The 15,485-nt window shown below is 71.9% G+C and carries 13 protein-coding genes and 1 riboswitch; of the genes, 6 read left to right on the top strand and 7 right to left on the bottom strand.

The window, feature by feature from the left end; translation table 11 throughout:
• Window positions 1-45 precede the first annotated feature (45 nt).
• A riboswitch (TPP riboswitch) is annotated at window positions 46-158 on the top strand.
• From thiM to ASD23_RS13685, 4 genes are all read left to right on the top strand, one after another.
• Window positions 149-1,051: a hydroxyethylthiazole kinase gene (thiM, locus tag ASD23_RS13670; RefSeq protein ID WP_200941719.1), complete on the top strand. Its 903-nt coding sequence runs from the start codon at window positions 149-151 to the stop codon at window positions 1,049-1,051. (Overlaps the previous riboswitch by 10 nt.)
• A complete protein-coding gene (gene thiE / locus ASD23_RS19335) occupies window positions 1,048-1,710 on the top strand; it encodes a thiamine phosphate synthase (protein ID WP_056011608.1) in 663 nt (220 codons plus the stop codon). The genes thiM and thiE overlap by 4 nt, the downstream gene beginning before the upstream one ends.
• Entirely contained in the window at window positions 1,707-3,299 is a 1,593-nt protein-coding gene (locus tag ASD23_RS13680) for a bifunctional hydroxymethylpyrimidine kinase/phosphomethylpyrimidine kinase (RefSeq protein WP_157377099.1), read from the top strand. The genes thiE and ASD23_RS13680 overlap by 4 nt, the downstream gene beginning before the upstream one ends.
• A complete protein-coding gene (locus ASD23_RS13685) occupies window positions 3,296-4,615 on the top strand; it encodes an MFS transporter (RefSeq protein ID WP_056011614.1) in 1,320 nt (439 codons plus the stop codon). The genes ASD23_RS13680 and ASD23_RS13685 overlap by 4 nt, the downstream gene beginning before the upstream one ends.
• A gap of 113 nt (window positions 4,616-4,728) precedes the next feature.
• Here the strand turns inward: ASD23_RS13685 and gap are convergent, their stop codons facing one another.
• The 3 genes from gap to ASD23_RS13700 form a co-directional block, all read right to left on the bottom strand.
• Window positions 4,729-5,727 carry a type I glyceraldehyde-3-phosphate dehydrogenase gene (gene gap, locus ASD23_RS13690; RefSeq protein ID WP_056011617.1) on the bottom strand — a complete coding sequence of 333 codons (999 nt, stop codon included), beginning with the start codon at window positions 5,725-5,727 and terminating at the stop codon, window positions 4,729-4,731.
• Window positions 5,728-5,848: 121 nt separating this feature from the next.
• Window positions 5,849-6,802: a GlxA family transcriptional regulator gene (locus tag ASD23_RS13695; RefSeq protein WP_056011622.1), complete on the bottom strand. Its 954-nt coding sequence runs from the start codon at window positions 6,800-6,802 to the stop codon at window positions 5,849-5,851.
• A 44-nt stretch (window positions 6,803-6,846) separates the two neighbouring features.
• Complete coding sequence (locus ASD23_RS13700; RefSeq protein ID WP_056013224.1) at window positions 6,847-7,761, bottom strand: DMT family transporter; 915 nt, start codon at window positions 7,759-7,761, stop codon at window positions 6,847-6,849.
• Between the two features lie 194 nt (window positions 7,762-7,955).
• On the opposite strand from ASD23_RS13700, the gene ASD23_RS13705 reads away from it, so the two are divergent.
• Window positions 7,956-10,247 (top strand): immune inhibitor A domain-containing protein, encoded by a 2,292-nt coding sequence (locus ASD23_RS13705; RefSeq protein WP_157377100.1) that lies wholly within the window; start codon window positions 7,956-7,958, stop codon window positions 10,245-10,247.
• 107 nt (window positions 10,248-10,354) lie between these two features.
• Here ASD23_RS13705 and ASD23_RS13710 read toward each other — a convergent pair whose 3' ends face one another.
• Window positions 10,355-11,365, bottom strand: coding sequence for a sensor histidine kinase (locus tag ASD23_RS13710; RefSeq protein WP_082571449.1), 1,011 nt, complete (start codon window positions 11,363-11,365; stop codon window positions 10,355-10,357).
• Window positions 11,362-12,069 carry a response regulator transcription factor gene (locus tag ASD23_RS13715; RefSeq protein WP_056011625.1) on the bottom strand — a complete coding sequence of 236 codons (708 nt, stop codon included), beginning with the start codon at window positions 12,067-12,069 and terminating at the stop codon, window positions 11,362-11,364. Before ASD23_RS13715 ends, ASD23_RS13710 begins: the two co-directional genes overlap by 4 nt.
• 201 nt (window positions 12,070-12,270) lie before the next feature.
• On the opposite strand from ASD23_RS13715, the gene ASD23_RS13720 reads away from it, so the two are divergent.
• A complete protein-coding gene (locus ASD23_RS13720) occupies window positions 12,271-12,723 on the top strand; it encodes a hypothetical protein (protein ID WP_056011628.1) in 453 nt (150 codons plus the stop codon).
• Window positions 12,724-12,790: 67 nt separating this feature from the next.
• Here ASD23_RS13720 and ASD23_RS13725 read toward each other — a convergent pair whose 3' ends face one another.
• Both ASD23_RS13725 and ASD23_RS13730 read right to left on the bottom strand, forming a co-directional pair.
• On the bottom strand, window positions 12,791-13,729 hold the full coding sequence (locus ASD23_RS13725) for a 5'-3' exonuclease (protein ID WP_056011631.1): 939 nt from the start codon (window positions 13,727-13,729) through the stop codon (window positions 12,791-12,793).
• 32 nt (window positions 13,730-13,761) lie between these two features.
• Complete coding sequence (locus ASD23_RS13730; RefSeq protein WP_056011634.1) at window positions 13,762-15,420, bottom strand: DUF885 family protein; 1,659 nt, start codon at window positions 15,418-15,420, stop codon at window positions 13,762-13,764.
• Window positions 15,421-15,485 lie beyond the last annotated feature (65 nt).

Below are 15,485 nucleotides of genomic sequence, written 5' to 3' on the forward strand. Positions count from 1 at the left end.
CCGTTCTCGTTGCCGTGAGCACGAGAGCAGACCGCTAGGCTCGACCGCAGTGACACGGGGTGCCGTGCGCCGCTTCACCCGAAGCGGGCATGGCTGAGAACACACCCGTCGAACCTGATCTAGTTCGAACTAGCGAAGGGATGTCGCGTTGAGCGATCGTCTGTCCATCGACCCTGCCCGGCACTCGGCCGAACTGCTGAACCTCGTTCGCGAGGCGACGCCGCTCGTGCAGTGCATCACCAACAAGGTCGTCACGAACGTGACGGCCAATACCCTGCTCGCGCTCGGCGCGGCGCCCGCGATGGTCGACATCCGCGGTGAGGCCGGCGTCTTCGCCGGCATCGCCTCGGGTCTCCTCGTGAACCTCGGCACTCCCACCGAGGAGCAGCGCGACGCCGCACGGGAGGCGGTGCCCTTGGCGAACGCGGCCGGCACCCCGTGGGTGCTCGATCCTGTCGCCGTCGGCGTGCTGCCCGTGCGCACGGCGCTCGCGCACGAACTGCTCGCCGGGCGGCCGACCGTGATCCGCGGCAACGCGAGCGAGATCATGGCGCTCGCCGGAGCGGGGGCCGGAGGCCGCGGGGTCGACACCTCCGACGCGACCGACTCGGCAGCGGATGCCGCGGCTCACCTCGCGGCGACGCACGGCTCGGTCGTGGCGGTGTCGGGCCCCGTCGATCTCATCACCGACGGCCGCCGCATCGCCCGCGTCGCGAACGGCGACCCGCTCCTCACCCTCGTGACGGGCGGCGGCTGCGCACTCGGCGCCGTGACCGCGGCGTTCCTCGCGGCAAGCGATGACCCGTTCGCGGGCGCCGTCGCGGCGACCCTCGTCTACACGGTGGCCGCCGAGATCGCCGCGGCCGATCCGGGCGGAGTGGGCACCGTGGGCCCGGGCACCTTCGCGCCGCGCTTCCTCGACGCGCTCGCGCAGCTCACGGCCGAACAGGTCGTCGAGCGTGCACGCGTGCGCGTCGCGACCGTCGACGCGAGCGGGGTCACCGGCGATGTCACGGGCATCGAGGCCGCCGCTGCGCTGGTGCGCTCGTGAGCGCCCGCACCGCACTCGACCTCTCGACCTACCTCGTCACCGACGCCGCGCTCTGCGGCGAGCGCGGCGTGGCATCGGTGGTCGCGGCGGCCGTCGACGGCGGGGTGCGCGTGGTGCAGCTGCGCGACAAGGTCGACAGCACGTCCAACCTGCTTCGACTGCTCGAAGACCTCGCGACCGCGATCGACGGCCGTGCCGCGCTGCTGGTGAACGACCGCCTCGACCTCGCGATCGCGGCGCGGGCGAGCGGACTGCCCGTCGACGGCGTGCACCTCGGCCAGGGCGACGCCGCAGCGGCGATCGCTCGCGACCGGCTCGGCGCCGACGCCGTCGTCGGCCTCACCGCGAACGCGCCCGCCCACCTCGAGGCACTGCGCCGGATGCCGCGCGGCACGGTCGACTACCTGGGTGTCGGGGTCATCCGGCCGACGGCGACGAAGCCCGACCATCCGCCGGCCCTCGGCATCGACGGCTTCGCCCGCTTCGCCGCCGAGGCGGTGCTGCCGTGCGTCGCGATCGGCGGCATCACGCTGGCCGACGTGGCACCGCTTCGCGACGCCGGCGCCGCCGGCGTCGCCCTCGTCTCGGCGATCTGCACGGCCGACGACCCGCGCGCCGTGGCCCGCGATCTCACGACCCGATGGGAGGCGGCACGATGAGCGCACGAGTGGTGACCGCACGAGTCTTGAGCATCGCCGGCAGCGACCCTTCGGGGGGCGCCGGTATCCAGGCCGACCTGAAGTCGATCTCGGCCGTCGGCGGCTACGGCATGGCCGTGATCACCGCCCTCACCGCGCAGAACACGCGGGGCGTGCGCGAGGTGCATGTGCCGCCGGCGAGCTTCCTCGCGGCACAGCTCGACGCGATCAGCGATGACATCACGATCGACGCGGTGAAGCTCGGCATGCTCGCGAACGCCGAGGTCATCCGCACCGTCGCCGAGTGGCTCGCACGCGCCCGCCCGCCGATCGTCGTTCTCGACCCGGTCATGGTCGCCACAAGCGGCGACCGCCTGCTCGACGCCGACGCCGAGGAGGCGATCCGGGAGCTGCTGCCGCTCGCCGACCTCGTCACCCCGAACCTCGGCGAGCTCGCGGTGCTCGCGGGTACCGGCGACGGTCCTCCCGTCGTCGCGGCGACGTGGGCCGAGGCGATCGCGCAGGCCGAGAGCGTCTCGGCGCGATACGGCGTGCGGGTGCTCGCGAAGGGCGGTCACCTGCCCGGCGACGCCGCACCCGACGCCCTCGTCGACGCCGCCACCGCGACGATCGTCGACTTCGACGGCGAACGCATCGCCACGACGGCGACCCACGGCACCGGTTGCTCGCTCTCCTCGGCGATCGCGACCCTTGCCGCCGAGCACGGCGACTGGCCGGCCGCGATCGCCGAAGCCCGTCGGTGGCTCCGCGAATCGCTCCGCCACGGTGAGGCGCTCGGGGTCGGCGGCGGGCACGGCCCGATCAACCACTTCGCCGGCCTCTGGGAGCGCGGCGGCACCCGCACCGCGCCGACGCCGACCGAGGTCGAGGCCGAATGGTGGGCCGGCATCGCCGGCGTGCGGCGGGAGATCGACGAGCTGCCGTTCATCCGCGGCCTCGCCGACGGTTCCCTCGCTCGCGAGCCGTTCCTCGGCTACCTCGCGCAGGACGCCCTGTACCTCCACGACTACGCCCGCGTGCTCGCAGAGGCGGCGCGACTCGCACCGGATGCTCCGGCGCAGGCGTTCTGGGCGAACTCCGCGCACGGCTCGATCGTCGGCGAGCTCGAGCTGCACGAGAGCTGGCTCGGGCCGGCGGCCGGGCGCAGCGCCCGTGACGGGCAGGGCGAGCGCGAGGTCGCCGAACCCGACGGCGCGACGACGGCGTATCTCGACCATCTGCTCGCGACGGCGGCGCGCGGCGACTACGCCGTGCTGGTCGCCGCACTACTGCCCTGCTTCTGGATCTACACCGACCTCGGAGAACGACTCGCCGCAGGCGAGTTCGGGGCGCAGGCGCTCGACCCGGGGCATCCGTACGCCTCATGGCTCGCGACCTACGCCGACCCGGCGTTCGCGATCGCGACCCGGGAGGCGATCGCGATCACGACCGCGGCCGCCTCCCGTGCCACGCCGGCCGTACGAGAGCGGATGCACCGCGCGTTCGTCGCCTCGTCACGGCACGAACTGGCGTTCTTCGCGGCTCCGCTCGCGACGGTGCCGGCGCGCAAGTCGGCGGCCGGGGCGACGGCCGGGGCGGTGACCGCATGAGCGGCGCATCGACGGCGCTCGAGACCGCGCCCGCCGCGGGTCCCGCCTCCGACCCGACCCGAAGCCGTCGGGCCCTCACCGCGGCGGCCTTCGGCACCGTGCTCGAGTGGTACGACTTCTTCCTCTACGGCACGGCCGCGGCGCTCGTCTTCCCGACGCTGTTCTTCCCCGCCGATGACAAGCTCACGAGCCTGCTGCTCTCGTTCGCCGTCTTCGCGACGGGCTTCGTCGCGCGCCCGCTCGGCGGCCTCGTCTCGGGCTCCCTCGGCGACCGCTTCGGTCGTCGGCGCGTGCTCGTGGCGACGCTGCTCACGATGGGCGTCGCCACCGCCCTCATCGGGCTGCTGCCGACCCACGCGCAGGTCGGAGCGCTCGCGCCCGTGCTGCTCGTGGTCCTGCGGCTCGTGCAGGGCCTCGCGACGGGCGGCGAGTGGAGCGGCGCCGTGCTGCTCGCCCTCGAGCAGTCGCCTCTGCGGCGCGGGTTCCGCGGGGCGTTCATCTCGAGCGCGGTATACCTGGGGCTCATCCTCGGCAACCTCGCCTTCGTGGTGCTCGTCGCGCTGCTCGACGAGCAGGCGCTCTACGACTGGGGATGGCGGGTGCCGTTTCTCGCGAGCCTCGTGCTCGTCGCGATCGGCTGGCGGCTCCGCCGCCGGGTCGACGAGTCACCCGAGTTCGTCGCGATGCTCGCGGCCCGGCGTGAGGCGAGACGACCCATCGCCGAGGTGCTACGCCGGCCCCGCGGCATCCTCGCCGTCTTCCTCGTGCGCGTCGGGGTCAACACGACCTTCTACGTCGTCTCGGTGTTCTGCCTGAGCTACGCGTCGACGGTCGTCGGCATGCCCCGCGAAGTCACCCTGACGGCGCTGCTCGTCGGAGCGGCGGTCGCCGCGGTGCTCTGCCCGTTCTGGGGCGCGCTCGGCGACCGCATCGGCGCACGCCGCCTCGTGGTGGGCAGCCTCGTCGCCTTCGCCCTGCTGGCCGCGCCGATCTTCCTCGTGCTCGACACGGGGTCGGCGGCGCTCGTCATCAGTGTCGTGGTCGCCGCGATCGGCATCGTGAACTCGGCCTCCGACGGGGTGCAGCCCGCCTACTTCACCGCGATGTTCGACACGCGCGTGCGGTACTCGGGCATCTCGATCGGGCGCGAGGCCGGAGCGATCGTGGGCGGCGGGCTCGCCCCGCTCGCGGCGACCGCACTACTCGCCCAGGCGGGGCACTGGTGGCCGATCGCCGTCATGATGGCGGTCGCGGCGATCGTCGGGCTCGTCGGTACGGCGATCGCGCCGCGTGAGACGGACCGCCGCCGAGAGTAACCCCGTCGTTGCCCGCGTCCGCGGCTCGCGCGTCGACGACCGCGACCCTGGGACTCCGGGACGCGAACGGGCCCGCCTCCATCGGAGGCGGGCCCGTTCGGTACTGGCGAGAACTACGCGCCGAGCAGCGTCAGCGAGTCGATGACGCGGTTCGAGAAGCCCCACTCGTTGTCGTACCAGGCGACGACCTTGATGTGGCGGCCGTCGACCCGGGTGAGGTCGGCATCGAAGATCGACGAGTGCGGGTTGCCGACGATGTCGGTCGAGACGAGCGCCTCGTCGGAGTACTCGAGCACGCCCTTGAGCGGGCCCTCGGCCGCGGCCTTGTAGGCGGCGAGCACCTCGTCGAGGGTGACGTCCTTCGAGACGGTCGTGTTGAGCTCGACGATCGAGCCGACCGGCACGGGCACCCGCATCGAGTCGCCGTTGAGCTTGCCCTCGAGGTTCGGCAGCACGAGGCCGATGGCTTTCGCCGCACCGGTCGAGGACGGCACGATGTTGACGGCCGCGGCGCGGGCACGACGCGCGTCGGAATGAGGCGCGTCCTGCAGGTTCTGGTCCTGCGTGTAGGCGTGGATCGTCGTCATGAAGCCGTGCTCGATGCCGGCGAGGTCGTCGAGCACCTTCGCGAGCGGCGCGAGCGCGTTCGTGGTGCACGAGGCGTTCGAGACGATGACGTGCGTGTCGGCGTCGTAGGCCTCGGTGTTCACGCCGTAGGCGAGCGTGACGTCGGCACCCTTCGAGGGAGCCGAGACGAGCACCTTCTTCGCGCCCGCGGTGAGGTGCGCCTTCGCGGCCTCGGCGTCGGTGAAGCGACCGGTCGACTCGAGCACGACGTCGACGTTCAGCTCGCCCCAGGGCAGCTTCGCGGGGTCGCGCTCGGCGAGCACCTTGACGCGACGGCCGTCGATGACGAGCACATCGCCGTCGACCTCGACGGAGGAGCCGAAGCGGCCCGCGGTGCTGTCGTACTTCAGCAGGCGCGCGAGGCCGGCGGGGTCGGTGAGGTCGTTGACGGCGACGAGCTCGAGGTCGGCGCCGCGCTCGACGAGTGCGCGCACGACGTTGCGGCCGATGCGGCCGAAGCCATTGATGGCGATGCGGGTGGTCATGGCGGAGGGGTTCCTTTCGATCCGGACCCTTCAACCCTCGCCCTACTGGCGACTTCGCGCGAGTGGCGTGCAGGTCAGTATCCGTAAGGATCTCGCCAACCCGATGCAGCCCGGCCCCGCTTCACTCCCCCGCGGCGAAGGTGTGCCGATAGTCGCTCGGCGTGACCCCGAGGATGCGCTGGAAGTGCAGCCGCAGGTTCGCCCCGGTGCCGAGGCCTGCGCGCGCGGCGATCTGCTCGACCCCGAGGTCGCTGCGCTCCAGCAGCTCACGCGCCATGTCGACCCTCGCGCGCAGCACCCACTGCATCGGCGTGTACCCGGTGTCCTCCACGAAGCGGCGCGAGAAGGTGCGCGGCGAGACGTTGGCGTTGCGGGCGAGCGCGTCGAGCGTGAGCGGTTCGTCGAGTCGGCGCAGCGCCCACTCCCGCGTCGCCGCGAACACGGGCCCGAGCTCGGGCGGAAGACTCCGCGGAACGTACTGCGCTTGACCCCCGCTGCGGTACGGCGCGGCGACGAGCCGCCGGGCCGCGTGGTTCGCGACCGCGACGCCGTGATCGCGGCGCACGAGGTGGAGGCACAGGTCGATGCCCGACGCGGCGCCGGCCGAGGTCAGCACCGCGCCCTCGTCGACGAACAGCACGTTCGTGTCGACCTCGACGAGCGGATGCCTCGTGGCGAGCGCACGCGTGTAGTGCCAGTGCGTCGTGGCCCGTCGCCCGTCGAGCAGGCCCGTCGCCGCGAGCGCGAACGCCCCCGTCGAGATCGCCGCGAGCCTCGCTCCCCGCGCGTGGGCCGCGCGGAGCGCATCGACGACCTCGGCCGGCGGCTCCTCGCGGTCGGGATGCCGGTACCCGGGGATGAACACCGTCTCGGCCCATTCGAGCGCGTCCAGTCCGTCGGCCACGTGGTACGAGAGCCCGTCGCCGCCCGTGACGAGTCCCGGCGCCGCCCCGCACACGCGCACCTCGTAGGGCATGCTCGCGCGGGTCGAGAACACCTGGGCCGGGATGCCGACGTCGAGCGGCTTCGCCCCGGGCAGCACGAGCACGGCGACGCGATGGTTGCGGCGAGTCATCCGGCCAGAATGCCATGTGCCGAAAGGACTCGGCCACCTGCCGCTCAGGCGCGCCGCTGCTGCGCCGGCGCCGCCTCGGGCCCCTCGACCGCGACGGGCGCGCGCCGCCGGCGAGTCACGAGATACGAGCCGGCCAGCACGAGGGCGAACCCGACGATCGTCCATACCGTCACCCGCTCGCCGAGCACGAGCGCACCGGCGAGGATCGCCACGGCGGGGTTCACGTAGGTGATCGCGGTCGCCTTCACCGGCCCGATCTCGGCGACCAGCCCCACCATGAGCAGGAACGCGAGCGCGCTGCACACCACGGCGAGCACGACGATCGACACGATGACCGCCTGCGACGGCCACGCCCTCGGCCAGCCGCCCGTGAGGAGCACGAACGGCACGTAGACGACAGCCGTCGCCGCGAGCGAGACCGCCACGACGCCGACGCCGGGCAGGTCGGACATCCACCGCGCGAGGATCGCCGGACCGAGGGCGTACCCGACCACCACGACCGCCATCTGCGCGACCGCGATCAGGTCGGAACCGGCGATGTCGAGGCCGACGAGCGCGGCGACGCCGAGCATCCCGAGTGCGAGGCCCAGCCAGTTCAGGCGCGAGAGCCGCTCCGGCCGGCCCATCGCGAACGCGATCGCCACGCCGGCGAGCGGCACGGTGGCGAGCAGGAGCCCCGCGGTCGAGCTCGGCAGGTGCTGCTCCGCCGAGCTCAGGAAGTACCACGGCAGGATGATCTCGACGATCGTGTAGGCGAGCATAGGCTTCCACCTGCGCACCACCGTCGCCACCTCGCGGCGGAAGAACGCCAGCGGCAGCAGCAGGATCGCGGCCAGCGCCGACCGTCCCAGCACCACCATCGCGGGGTCCAGTTCGCTCACCGCCACCTTGATGAACAGGTACGGGATGCCCCAGGCGATACCGAGTGCGGCGAACAGGATCAGCCCTCGACGAGTCACCGGATCATCATGCTCGCCTGCGCCGACGACCGCGACGGATCCGCTGCCGATTCGCCGCGACATCCCGCCATCGGACCGCCGTGGGCCGTGATCGAAACGTGTTCGTCGACCCCATTCCCATCCGGCGTCGCCGGTGTTACTTTTGGCGGCACCCTGTGCTCGGCGATCCCGAGCCGACCGTGTAAGGAGTCAACGTGAAACGACGCAATCTCGGAGTGCTCGCCCTCGTGGCGGCGAGCGCGACGATGGCGAGCGGCGTGGCAATGGTGCCCGCCGCATTCGCCGCACCTGCCGGCGACACACCCGATTCGCCTTCGGCAGCACAACGCCTCGACAACCGCCCCGGCCCTCTCACCGATCGCCAGAACGAGCGCCGCAAGGCCGCCCAGAAGCTCATCCTCTCCGGCCAGGCCTCCCCCAGTGACGAGGGAGTCGTGCAGCTCGGAGTCGACAAGTACTACGAGGCATCCGTCACCGGCACCGGCCGGCTGTTCACGATCCTCTCGGAGTTCGGCGACCAGACCTCCGGCAAGCTCGGCTCGACGCCGGGCCCGCTCCACAACGAGATCCCCGAACCCGACCGCGCGGTGAACAACAGCACGCACTGGGCTCCCGCCTTCGAGACGCCGTACTACGACGACCTGTTCTTCGGCGACGGCGAGTCCTTCGCCGACTTCTACACGAAGCAGTCGAACGGCAACTACACCGTCGACGGCGAGGTCAGCGACTGGGTGCAGGTGCCCGGCAACGCCTCGACCTACGGCGACAACACCGTCGAGGACTTCGGCGGCGCATGGCAGTTCATCGAGGACACCGGCAACGCCTGGTACGACGCTCAGGTCGCGGCCGGCAAGAGCGACGCCGAGATCAAGGCCGAGCTCGGCACGTTCGACGTCTGGGACCGCTACGACGCCGATGGCGACGGCGACTTCGACGAGCCCGACGGCTACCTCGACCATTTCCAGGCCGTGCACGCCGGCGAGGGCGAAGACGCCGGTGGCGGCGCCCAGGGCGAAGACGCGATCTGGTCGCACCGCTGGTACGTCAACTCGACCGACTACGGGGTGACCGGGCCCGCGAACGCCAAGTTCGGCGGCGCGCAGATCGGCGACACCGGCTACTGGATCGGCGACTACACGGTCGAGGCGGAGAACGGCGGCCTCGGCGTGTTCGCGCACGAGTACGCGCACGACCTCGGACTGCCCGACTTCTACGACACGGCCGGCGGCGAGAACTCGACAGCGTTCTGGACGCTCATGTCGAGCGGTTCGTGGCTCAACAAGGGTCTCGACGACATCGGCACGACCCCGAACTACATGGGCCCGTGGGAGAAGCTCCAGCTCGGCTGGCTCGACTATTCCATCGTGAACCCGGGCGAGGGCGGTTCGCACACCCTGAGCCCCGCCGCGCTGCAGGTCGACGGGCAAGACCAAGCGCTCGTCATCGACGTGCCCGACCAGTCGGTCACGAACGAGTACACGACGCCGTCATCGGGCGCGAAGGCCTGGTGGACCACCAGCGCCGACGACCTGAACACCACGCTGACCCGCACGCTCGACCTGTCGGGCGTCAGCAAGGCGACGGTCACGGCCAAGGCCTGGTACGACATCGAGGCCGGGTACGACTACCTGTACGCCGAGTACTCGACCGACGGCACGAACTGGACGACGGTCGGCACCGTCTCCGACACGTCGAACGGCAAGTGGACGACGCTGCGCTACACCGTGCCCGGCGGCAACGCCGAGACCCGGTTCCGGTTCCGCTACCAGAGCGACGGGGGCGTGCACCTCGCGGGCGCGTTCATCGACGACATCGTCGTGAAGAGCGGCGGCACGACGATCCTCACCGACGACGTCGAGAACGACGGCAGCGGATGGACCGCCGCAGGCGGGTTCCGGCAGAGCACCGGTTCCGAGGTCTCCTCGGGCGACCGGTACTACCTCGCCGAGAACCGCACCTACGTCGACTACGACGCCACGCTCGAGGTGGGTCCGTACCAGTTCGACCGCGGCCTCACGCAGCCCGACCACGTCGAGCACTTCGCCTTCCAAGACGGACTGCTCGTGTGGGCGATCGACGAGACGTACTCCGACAACAACACCATCGAGCACGAGGGCCACGGCCTCGCGCTCCCGGTGGACGCGGGCGTCGCGCCGATGACCTACCCCGACGGCACGATGCCGAGCAACCGGCGCCAGCCGTTCGACGCGACCTTCGGCCTGCAGAAGGTCGACGCGACCGCGCTGCACAAGGAGATCCTCGTCGGCAAGGGCAAGAACCAGCACGTGGAGTCCGTCGCGGCGGTCGGTTCCGACGGCACGCGGCAGCAGACGGCGACGTTCAGCGACAAGATCGCCGATGCGTTCTTCAGCCCGCTGAACCCGCTCGCCGGCGTCTACGTGGCGGGCCACGGCGTGACCGTGACCGTCACCGACCAGAACACGGGCGGCACCATGTCGGTCGTGGTGACGAACCCCGCCGGGTAGTCCGCGGCACCTGGACGATGGGTCCGCCTCCACGGAGGCGGGCCCATTCTCGTTCCGCGAGGCATCGCCGGGCAACGCCGGGCCTCGCCGGCCCCTGCTGCCCCGCATCAGGCCGAGGGAAGCCGCATCAGGAATCGGCATCCGCCCTCGACGTTCTCGACGCCGACGACGCCGCCGTGCAGTTCGGCAACGCGCTGCACGATCGAGAGTCCGGTGCCGGTGCCGCCGCCGGGGCCGGGCGTGCGCGCCGGCGTGCCGCGCCACCCGGGCTCGAAGACCCGCTCGAGGTCGCCGGCGGCGATCCCGCCGCAGCCGTCGACGACGGTGATCGCCACCGTCGAATCGGTGTCGGCTGCGACGTCCACCCGTACCTCGCCTCCGGCCGGCGTGTGCCGGATCGCATTCACGACGAGGTTCTCGACCGCGCGCGCGACGAGCCCCGCATCGGCCGCGACCACGACGTCGCCCTGCACCTCACCGGCGAGGCCGACGGATGCCGCGACGGCGATCGGCCGCATCGAGGCGAGCACGTCGGAGACGACGTCGCCCACGTCGGTCGGCACTCGATCGAGCCGCACGCCCGGAGCGTGCAACCGCGAGAAGGCGAGCAGGTCATCGACCATCGCCGTCATGCGTGCGTTCTCGCCGAGGATGCCGCGGAGCGCGTCGGCCGGCACCGCGATCCCGTCCTCGCCGGCCTCGGCGAGTGCGCGAACAGCGGCGAGCGGGGTGCGCAGGTCGTGCGAGATCCACGCGACGACCTCACGGCGCCTCGCCTCGGCGGCCGCGTCGCGCTCGCGGGCAGCCAGGGCTGCCGCGCGCTCGGCACCGAGGCGGTGGGTGCGCACGGCGAGCACGAGGCCGATCGCAAGCGCCGCGGGCACGGTGGCGGCGAGCAGCCACAGCATGGCCGCGATAGCCGCGTCGGGCAGGAGCATCGTCTGCACGCTCGTCGCCACCCCCATGGCGAGTGCCGCGATCACGACGATCGGCCCGAGCACGGCGGCGAGCGTCGGTCGCCGGCGAGCGACCGCGAGCACGGCGACGGCACCGACGAGTCCGACGGCGGTCGCGACGAACGCGGCGAGGGCGAGGGCGGGCAGCATGTCGAGTTTCATGCGCCACCGTCCCAGCGGTAGCCCACGCCGAACACGGTGACGATGCGCTGCGGATCGGCGGCGTCGGCCTCGATCTTCTCGCGGAGCCGGCGAACGTGCACCGTGACCGTCGACAGGTCGCCGACCTCCCAGCCCCACACCTCGCGCAGCAGCGTCTCTCGGTCGTGCACCGCACCCGGGTGCGAGAGGAACCAGTGCAGCAGGTCGAATTCGCGCACCGTGAGCTGCAGTTCCCGGCCGTCGCACCAGGCGCGGTGGGCCACCGGATCGAGCGAGACCCCCTCGTCCTCGAGCACGCCGGAGCGACCGTCAGCGGCGGCACCGGCGGCTCCGGCGGGTCCGGCCGTTCGCCGCAGCACCGCCTGCACGCGCAGCACGAGCTCGCGCGGACTGAACGGCTTCACGATGTAGTCATCGGCGCCGGCCTCGAGTCCGAGCACGCGGTCGTCCTCCTCGCCCCTGGCGGTGAGCATCAGCACCGGAAGATGGGGGCGCTCGGCGCGCAGCCGACGACACACCTCGATGCCGTCGATGCCGGGCAGCATCAGGTCGAGCACGACCGCATCGGGTGCCGACCTCGACGCGGCTTCGAGCGCCGCGGTTCCGTCGACGACGCTCTCGACCTCGATCCCGGCACGCTCGAGATACGCCACCACCACCTCAGCGACGGTGGTGTCGTCGTCGACCACGAGCACGAGTGCCACGAGCCCAGCGTATTCTCCGCTTGCGCGCCGAGCGGGGCGGAGACGGCTGCCGGAGGCATCCGTCACGACCCTGTAAGGAGACGGTAAGCGGGCCGTCATGGCGTTCGCAGCGGCATCCGGCTGAACTGGTCGAGCGGTCGAATGATCGCCCGGCCGAGGCCGGAAACCGAGCCGGTCAGTGACCGGTCGAAGGGAATTCCGATGAAACGACTGCTCTCACGCACCGTTCTCGCCGGCGCCGCCGTCGCGGCGCTCGCGCTGGTTCCGACCGCGGCGCACGCCGCCGGCTCCGGCGGCGTCACCGGCGCCGCCTTCTATGTCGACGGCGCGCGGTACCGTACGGTCGCGACACCGAACGACCTCTCGCGCACCGGCGCCCCGGCCAAGTCGTTCGACGTCATCTACGATTTCGGCGGCGCGCAGCCCAACGTCGCCACGGCCGCGCCCGGCGACACCGACTACAACGGCGGCCGCTGGCGCGTTCACGCCCTCGCATTCCCCGGCGGCTACCAGACGGCGGTCGACGCGGGCGACACCGACGGCGACGGCGTGCTCGACTCCGACGCGGAGCTGCAGCTCGCCATCGACGCCGGCGCCGCGATCGACACCGGGGTCGTCGCATCCTTCACCTGTCCGGTGATCCCGCTGCGGTAGCGCAGGCAACGGATGCCGCGTGCACACGCGCATGCGGCATCCACCGTGCCCGGGTGGTCGGGCGAACCTACCCGACCGGCGCCGTGGCATCGAGGGCCGCGAGCACCCGCGCCACCGATCCGCCGAGGTTCCACTCCGTCGCGAGCGCCTCGAGCGCCTCACGGCGGGGGCCGGTGACGGGTCGGAGTCGCGAGTCGAACTCGCCGAGGTCGAGATCGCGCACGACCTCTACGACGGTCGGTGCGACGTCGAGGTAGTCGGCGGCGGCCGCGAGTTTCGCACGCACGCTCGCCGACATCGGCACCGAGGCATCCGCTGCGGCCGCTCGGATGCCGTCGAGGTCGACGAACTGCTGCAAGAGCGACGCGGCGGTCTTCTCGCCGACGCCTGCGACGCCCGGCAGTCCGTCGGACGAGTCGCCCCGCATCACCGAGAAGTCGACGTACTGCTGCGGCAGCACGCCGTACTTGCCGACGACCGAGGCGTCGGTCAGCACCTCGAGCTTGCTCATGCCGCGCGCCGTGTAGACGACCTGAACGGATGCCTCGTCGTCGACGAGCTGGAAGAGATCCCGGTCGCCCGTGACGACGTCGACGGGCAGGTCGGCACCGGTCGCGAGCGTGCCGATGACGTCGTCGGCCTCGTGCTCGGGCGCCCCCACGATCGTGATGCCGAGGAGGCCGAGCACCTCGCGGATGCGCGGGATCTGCACGATGAGTCCGGGCGGCGTCTCCTCGACGTCGACGCCGCCGGGCACGGCCCGCTCGACGCGGTGCGCCTTGTAGCTCGGGATGAGCTCGACCCGCCAGCCCGGGCGCCAGTCGTCGTCCCAGCAGGCGACGAGATGCGTCGCCTCGAAGTCGGGAACGAGGCGCGCGATCATGTCGAGCAGGCCGCGCACGGCGTTCACGGGAGTGCCGTCGGGCGCCGTGATCGAGTCGGGCACGCCGTAGAACGCGCGGAAGTAGAGCGAAGCGGTGTCGAGGAGCATCAGTCGGTCGGCCACAGGCCGATCATGGCACGGCGCCGCCCGCACTCCTACCCCGGGAAGGTGTCGAGCCAGTCGCCGGCCGCGTCGAGCACGTCGACGTCGGCGCGGTCGCCGAGCATCTCCCAGCGCTGCAACGACACCGGCACGTTGCCGTTCAACCACAGCGAATCATGGAACTCGCGGAGCGAGAAGTCGTCGCCACGTGCGACCACGGCGTCGGCGAGCAGTCGCTTCACCTCGAGCTTGCCGACGAGGTACGACATCGCGAGCCCCGGCGTCGCCACGTAGTAGGACGTCTCCTCAGTGGCGGTCAGCGCATCCATCGGCACGAGACGCACGAAGAAGTCGATCGCCTCCTCGAGGCCGAACGCGCCCGTCGCGAGGTTCACGTCGACGACGACGCGCAGCGCCCGCAGCCGCATGAAGTTGTACACCGTCGTCTGCGAGTGCGGGGCGTCGTCGAAGAGGCCGGCGTCGAGCATGAGCTCTTCGTTGTAGTGGGCGATGCCCTCGTTGGCGACCGAGTCGACGTAGTGCCGTCGCATCGCCCGCGGGTGCCCCCACGAGCGTGCGAGCTGTTGGCTGTGCGCCCCCTCGTGGATGATGCCGAGCCTCGGGTCGCGGGCGTTCGCGGCGTCGAAGTACGGGAGATCGGCTGCGGGTGCCGGCACGTAGGAGACCGCATCGCGCTCGCGCGACTGCTCGTTCGTGAGGTCGTCGGTGACACCGAGGAACGAGACGGGCGCGAGGTAGGCCGGGTACGCCGCGAATCGGTAGCGGCGCAGCGAGTCGGGCTGGCTCAGCAGGCCTTCGCGCTCGTACAGGCTCCGGACCTCCTCCTCCGCCTCGGCCTGGTGGGCGACCTCGGCGGCGACGTCGACGGCGAGCGGCGCCTCGACTGCGTCGCGATGGGCGTTGCGCGAGATCGTCTCAGCAGCGATCGCACGCCGGTACTCCTGCAGGGCACCGCGCACGAGCTCTTCGGGCTCTGCCGCGACGAGCGCGACCTGACGCAGGTACCAGACGAAGGCGTCGCGGCCGACGACGACCTCGGGGCCGAGCCGGTCTGCGGATGCCTCGAGCCACTGCGCGTACCGGGTGAGCGCCGCGCTCGCGGCGGGCTGCGCCTCGGCGAGCGCGGTCGCCGTCGCGGCATCGACGTGCCCGGTGAGCGCCGCGACCGAGCGGGCGACCCGCGGGCCGATGTCGGCGAGCTCGCCTGCGGCCACCCTGGCGAGCGCGGCGACCCCGGCGCGATCGAGGTTCGCGATCGCCTGATCGACCGCCTGCGGAACAGCACCGAGCACGGTGACGAGATCTGCCTGCCGCTGCGAACCGAATGGCGGTGGCGCGAGCAGCAGGTCGAACCACGGACCGAGGATCTGGCTCGTGAGGAAGACGGCGTCGCGCTCCCAGTTGCGGAGCACGTCGAGCTCCCAGCGCACCCGCGCGAGCGCCGACCCCAGCAGCCGGTGGTCGACCTGGTCGGGGATCGGCAGCGCCGCGGCATCCGTCGCCCGCCACCGCTCGACGAACGGCTCGAGCTCGCGCCGCTGCGCGTCGATGCTCGCCGGATCGAATCGCGGCACCCAGCCGGGCGGCCGCTCGATGCGCGGGATGTCGTCGGAGGTGCGGAAGGAGTTCCCAGCGCGCCACTGCCAGAACTCGGTGCCGAGGCGTGCGAGGTCGGCGTCGATGGAGACCATGCGCGCCACGATAGTCCCCGCGTCCGACACGAGGAGTCGCGGACGGGCACGGCGACGGCGCGGCA

It is taken from the genome of Agromyces sp. Root1464 (assembly GCF_001427265.1).
In the GTDB taxonomy this organism is placed as follows: Bacteria; Actinomycetota; Actinomycetes; order Actinomycetales; family Microbacteriaceae; genus Agromyces; species Agromyces fucosus.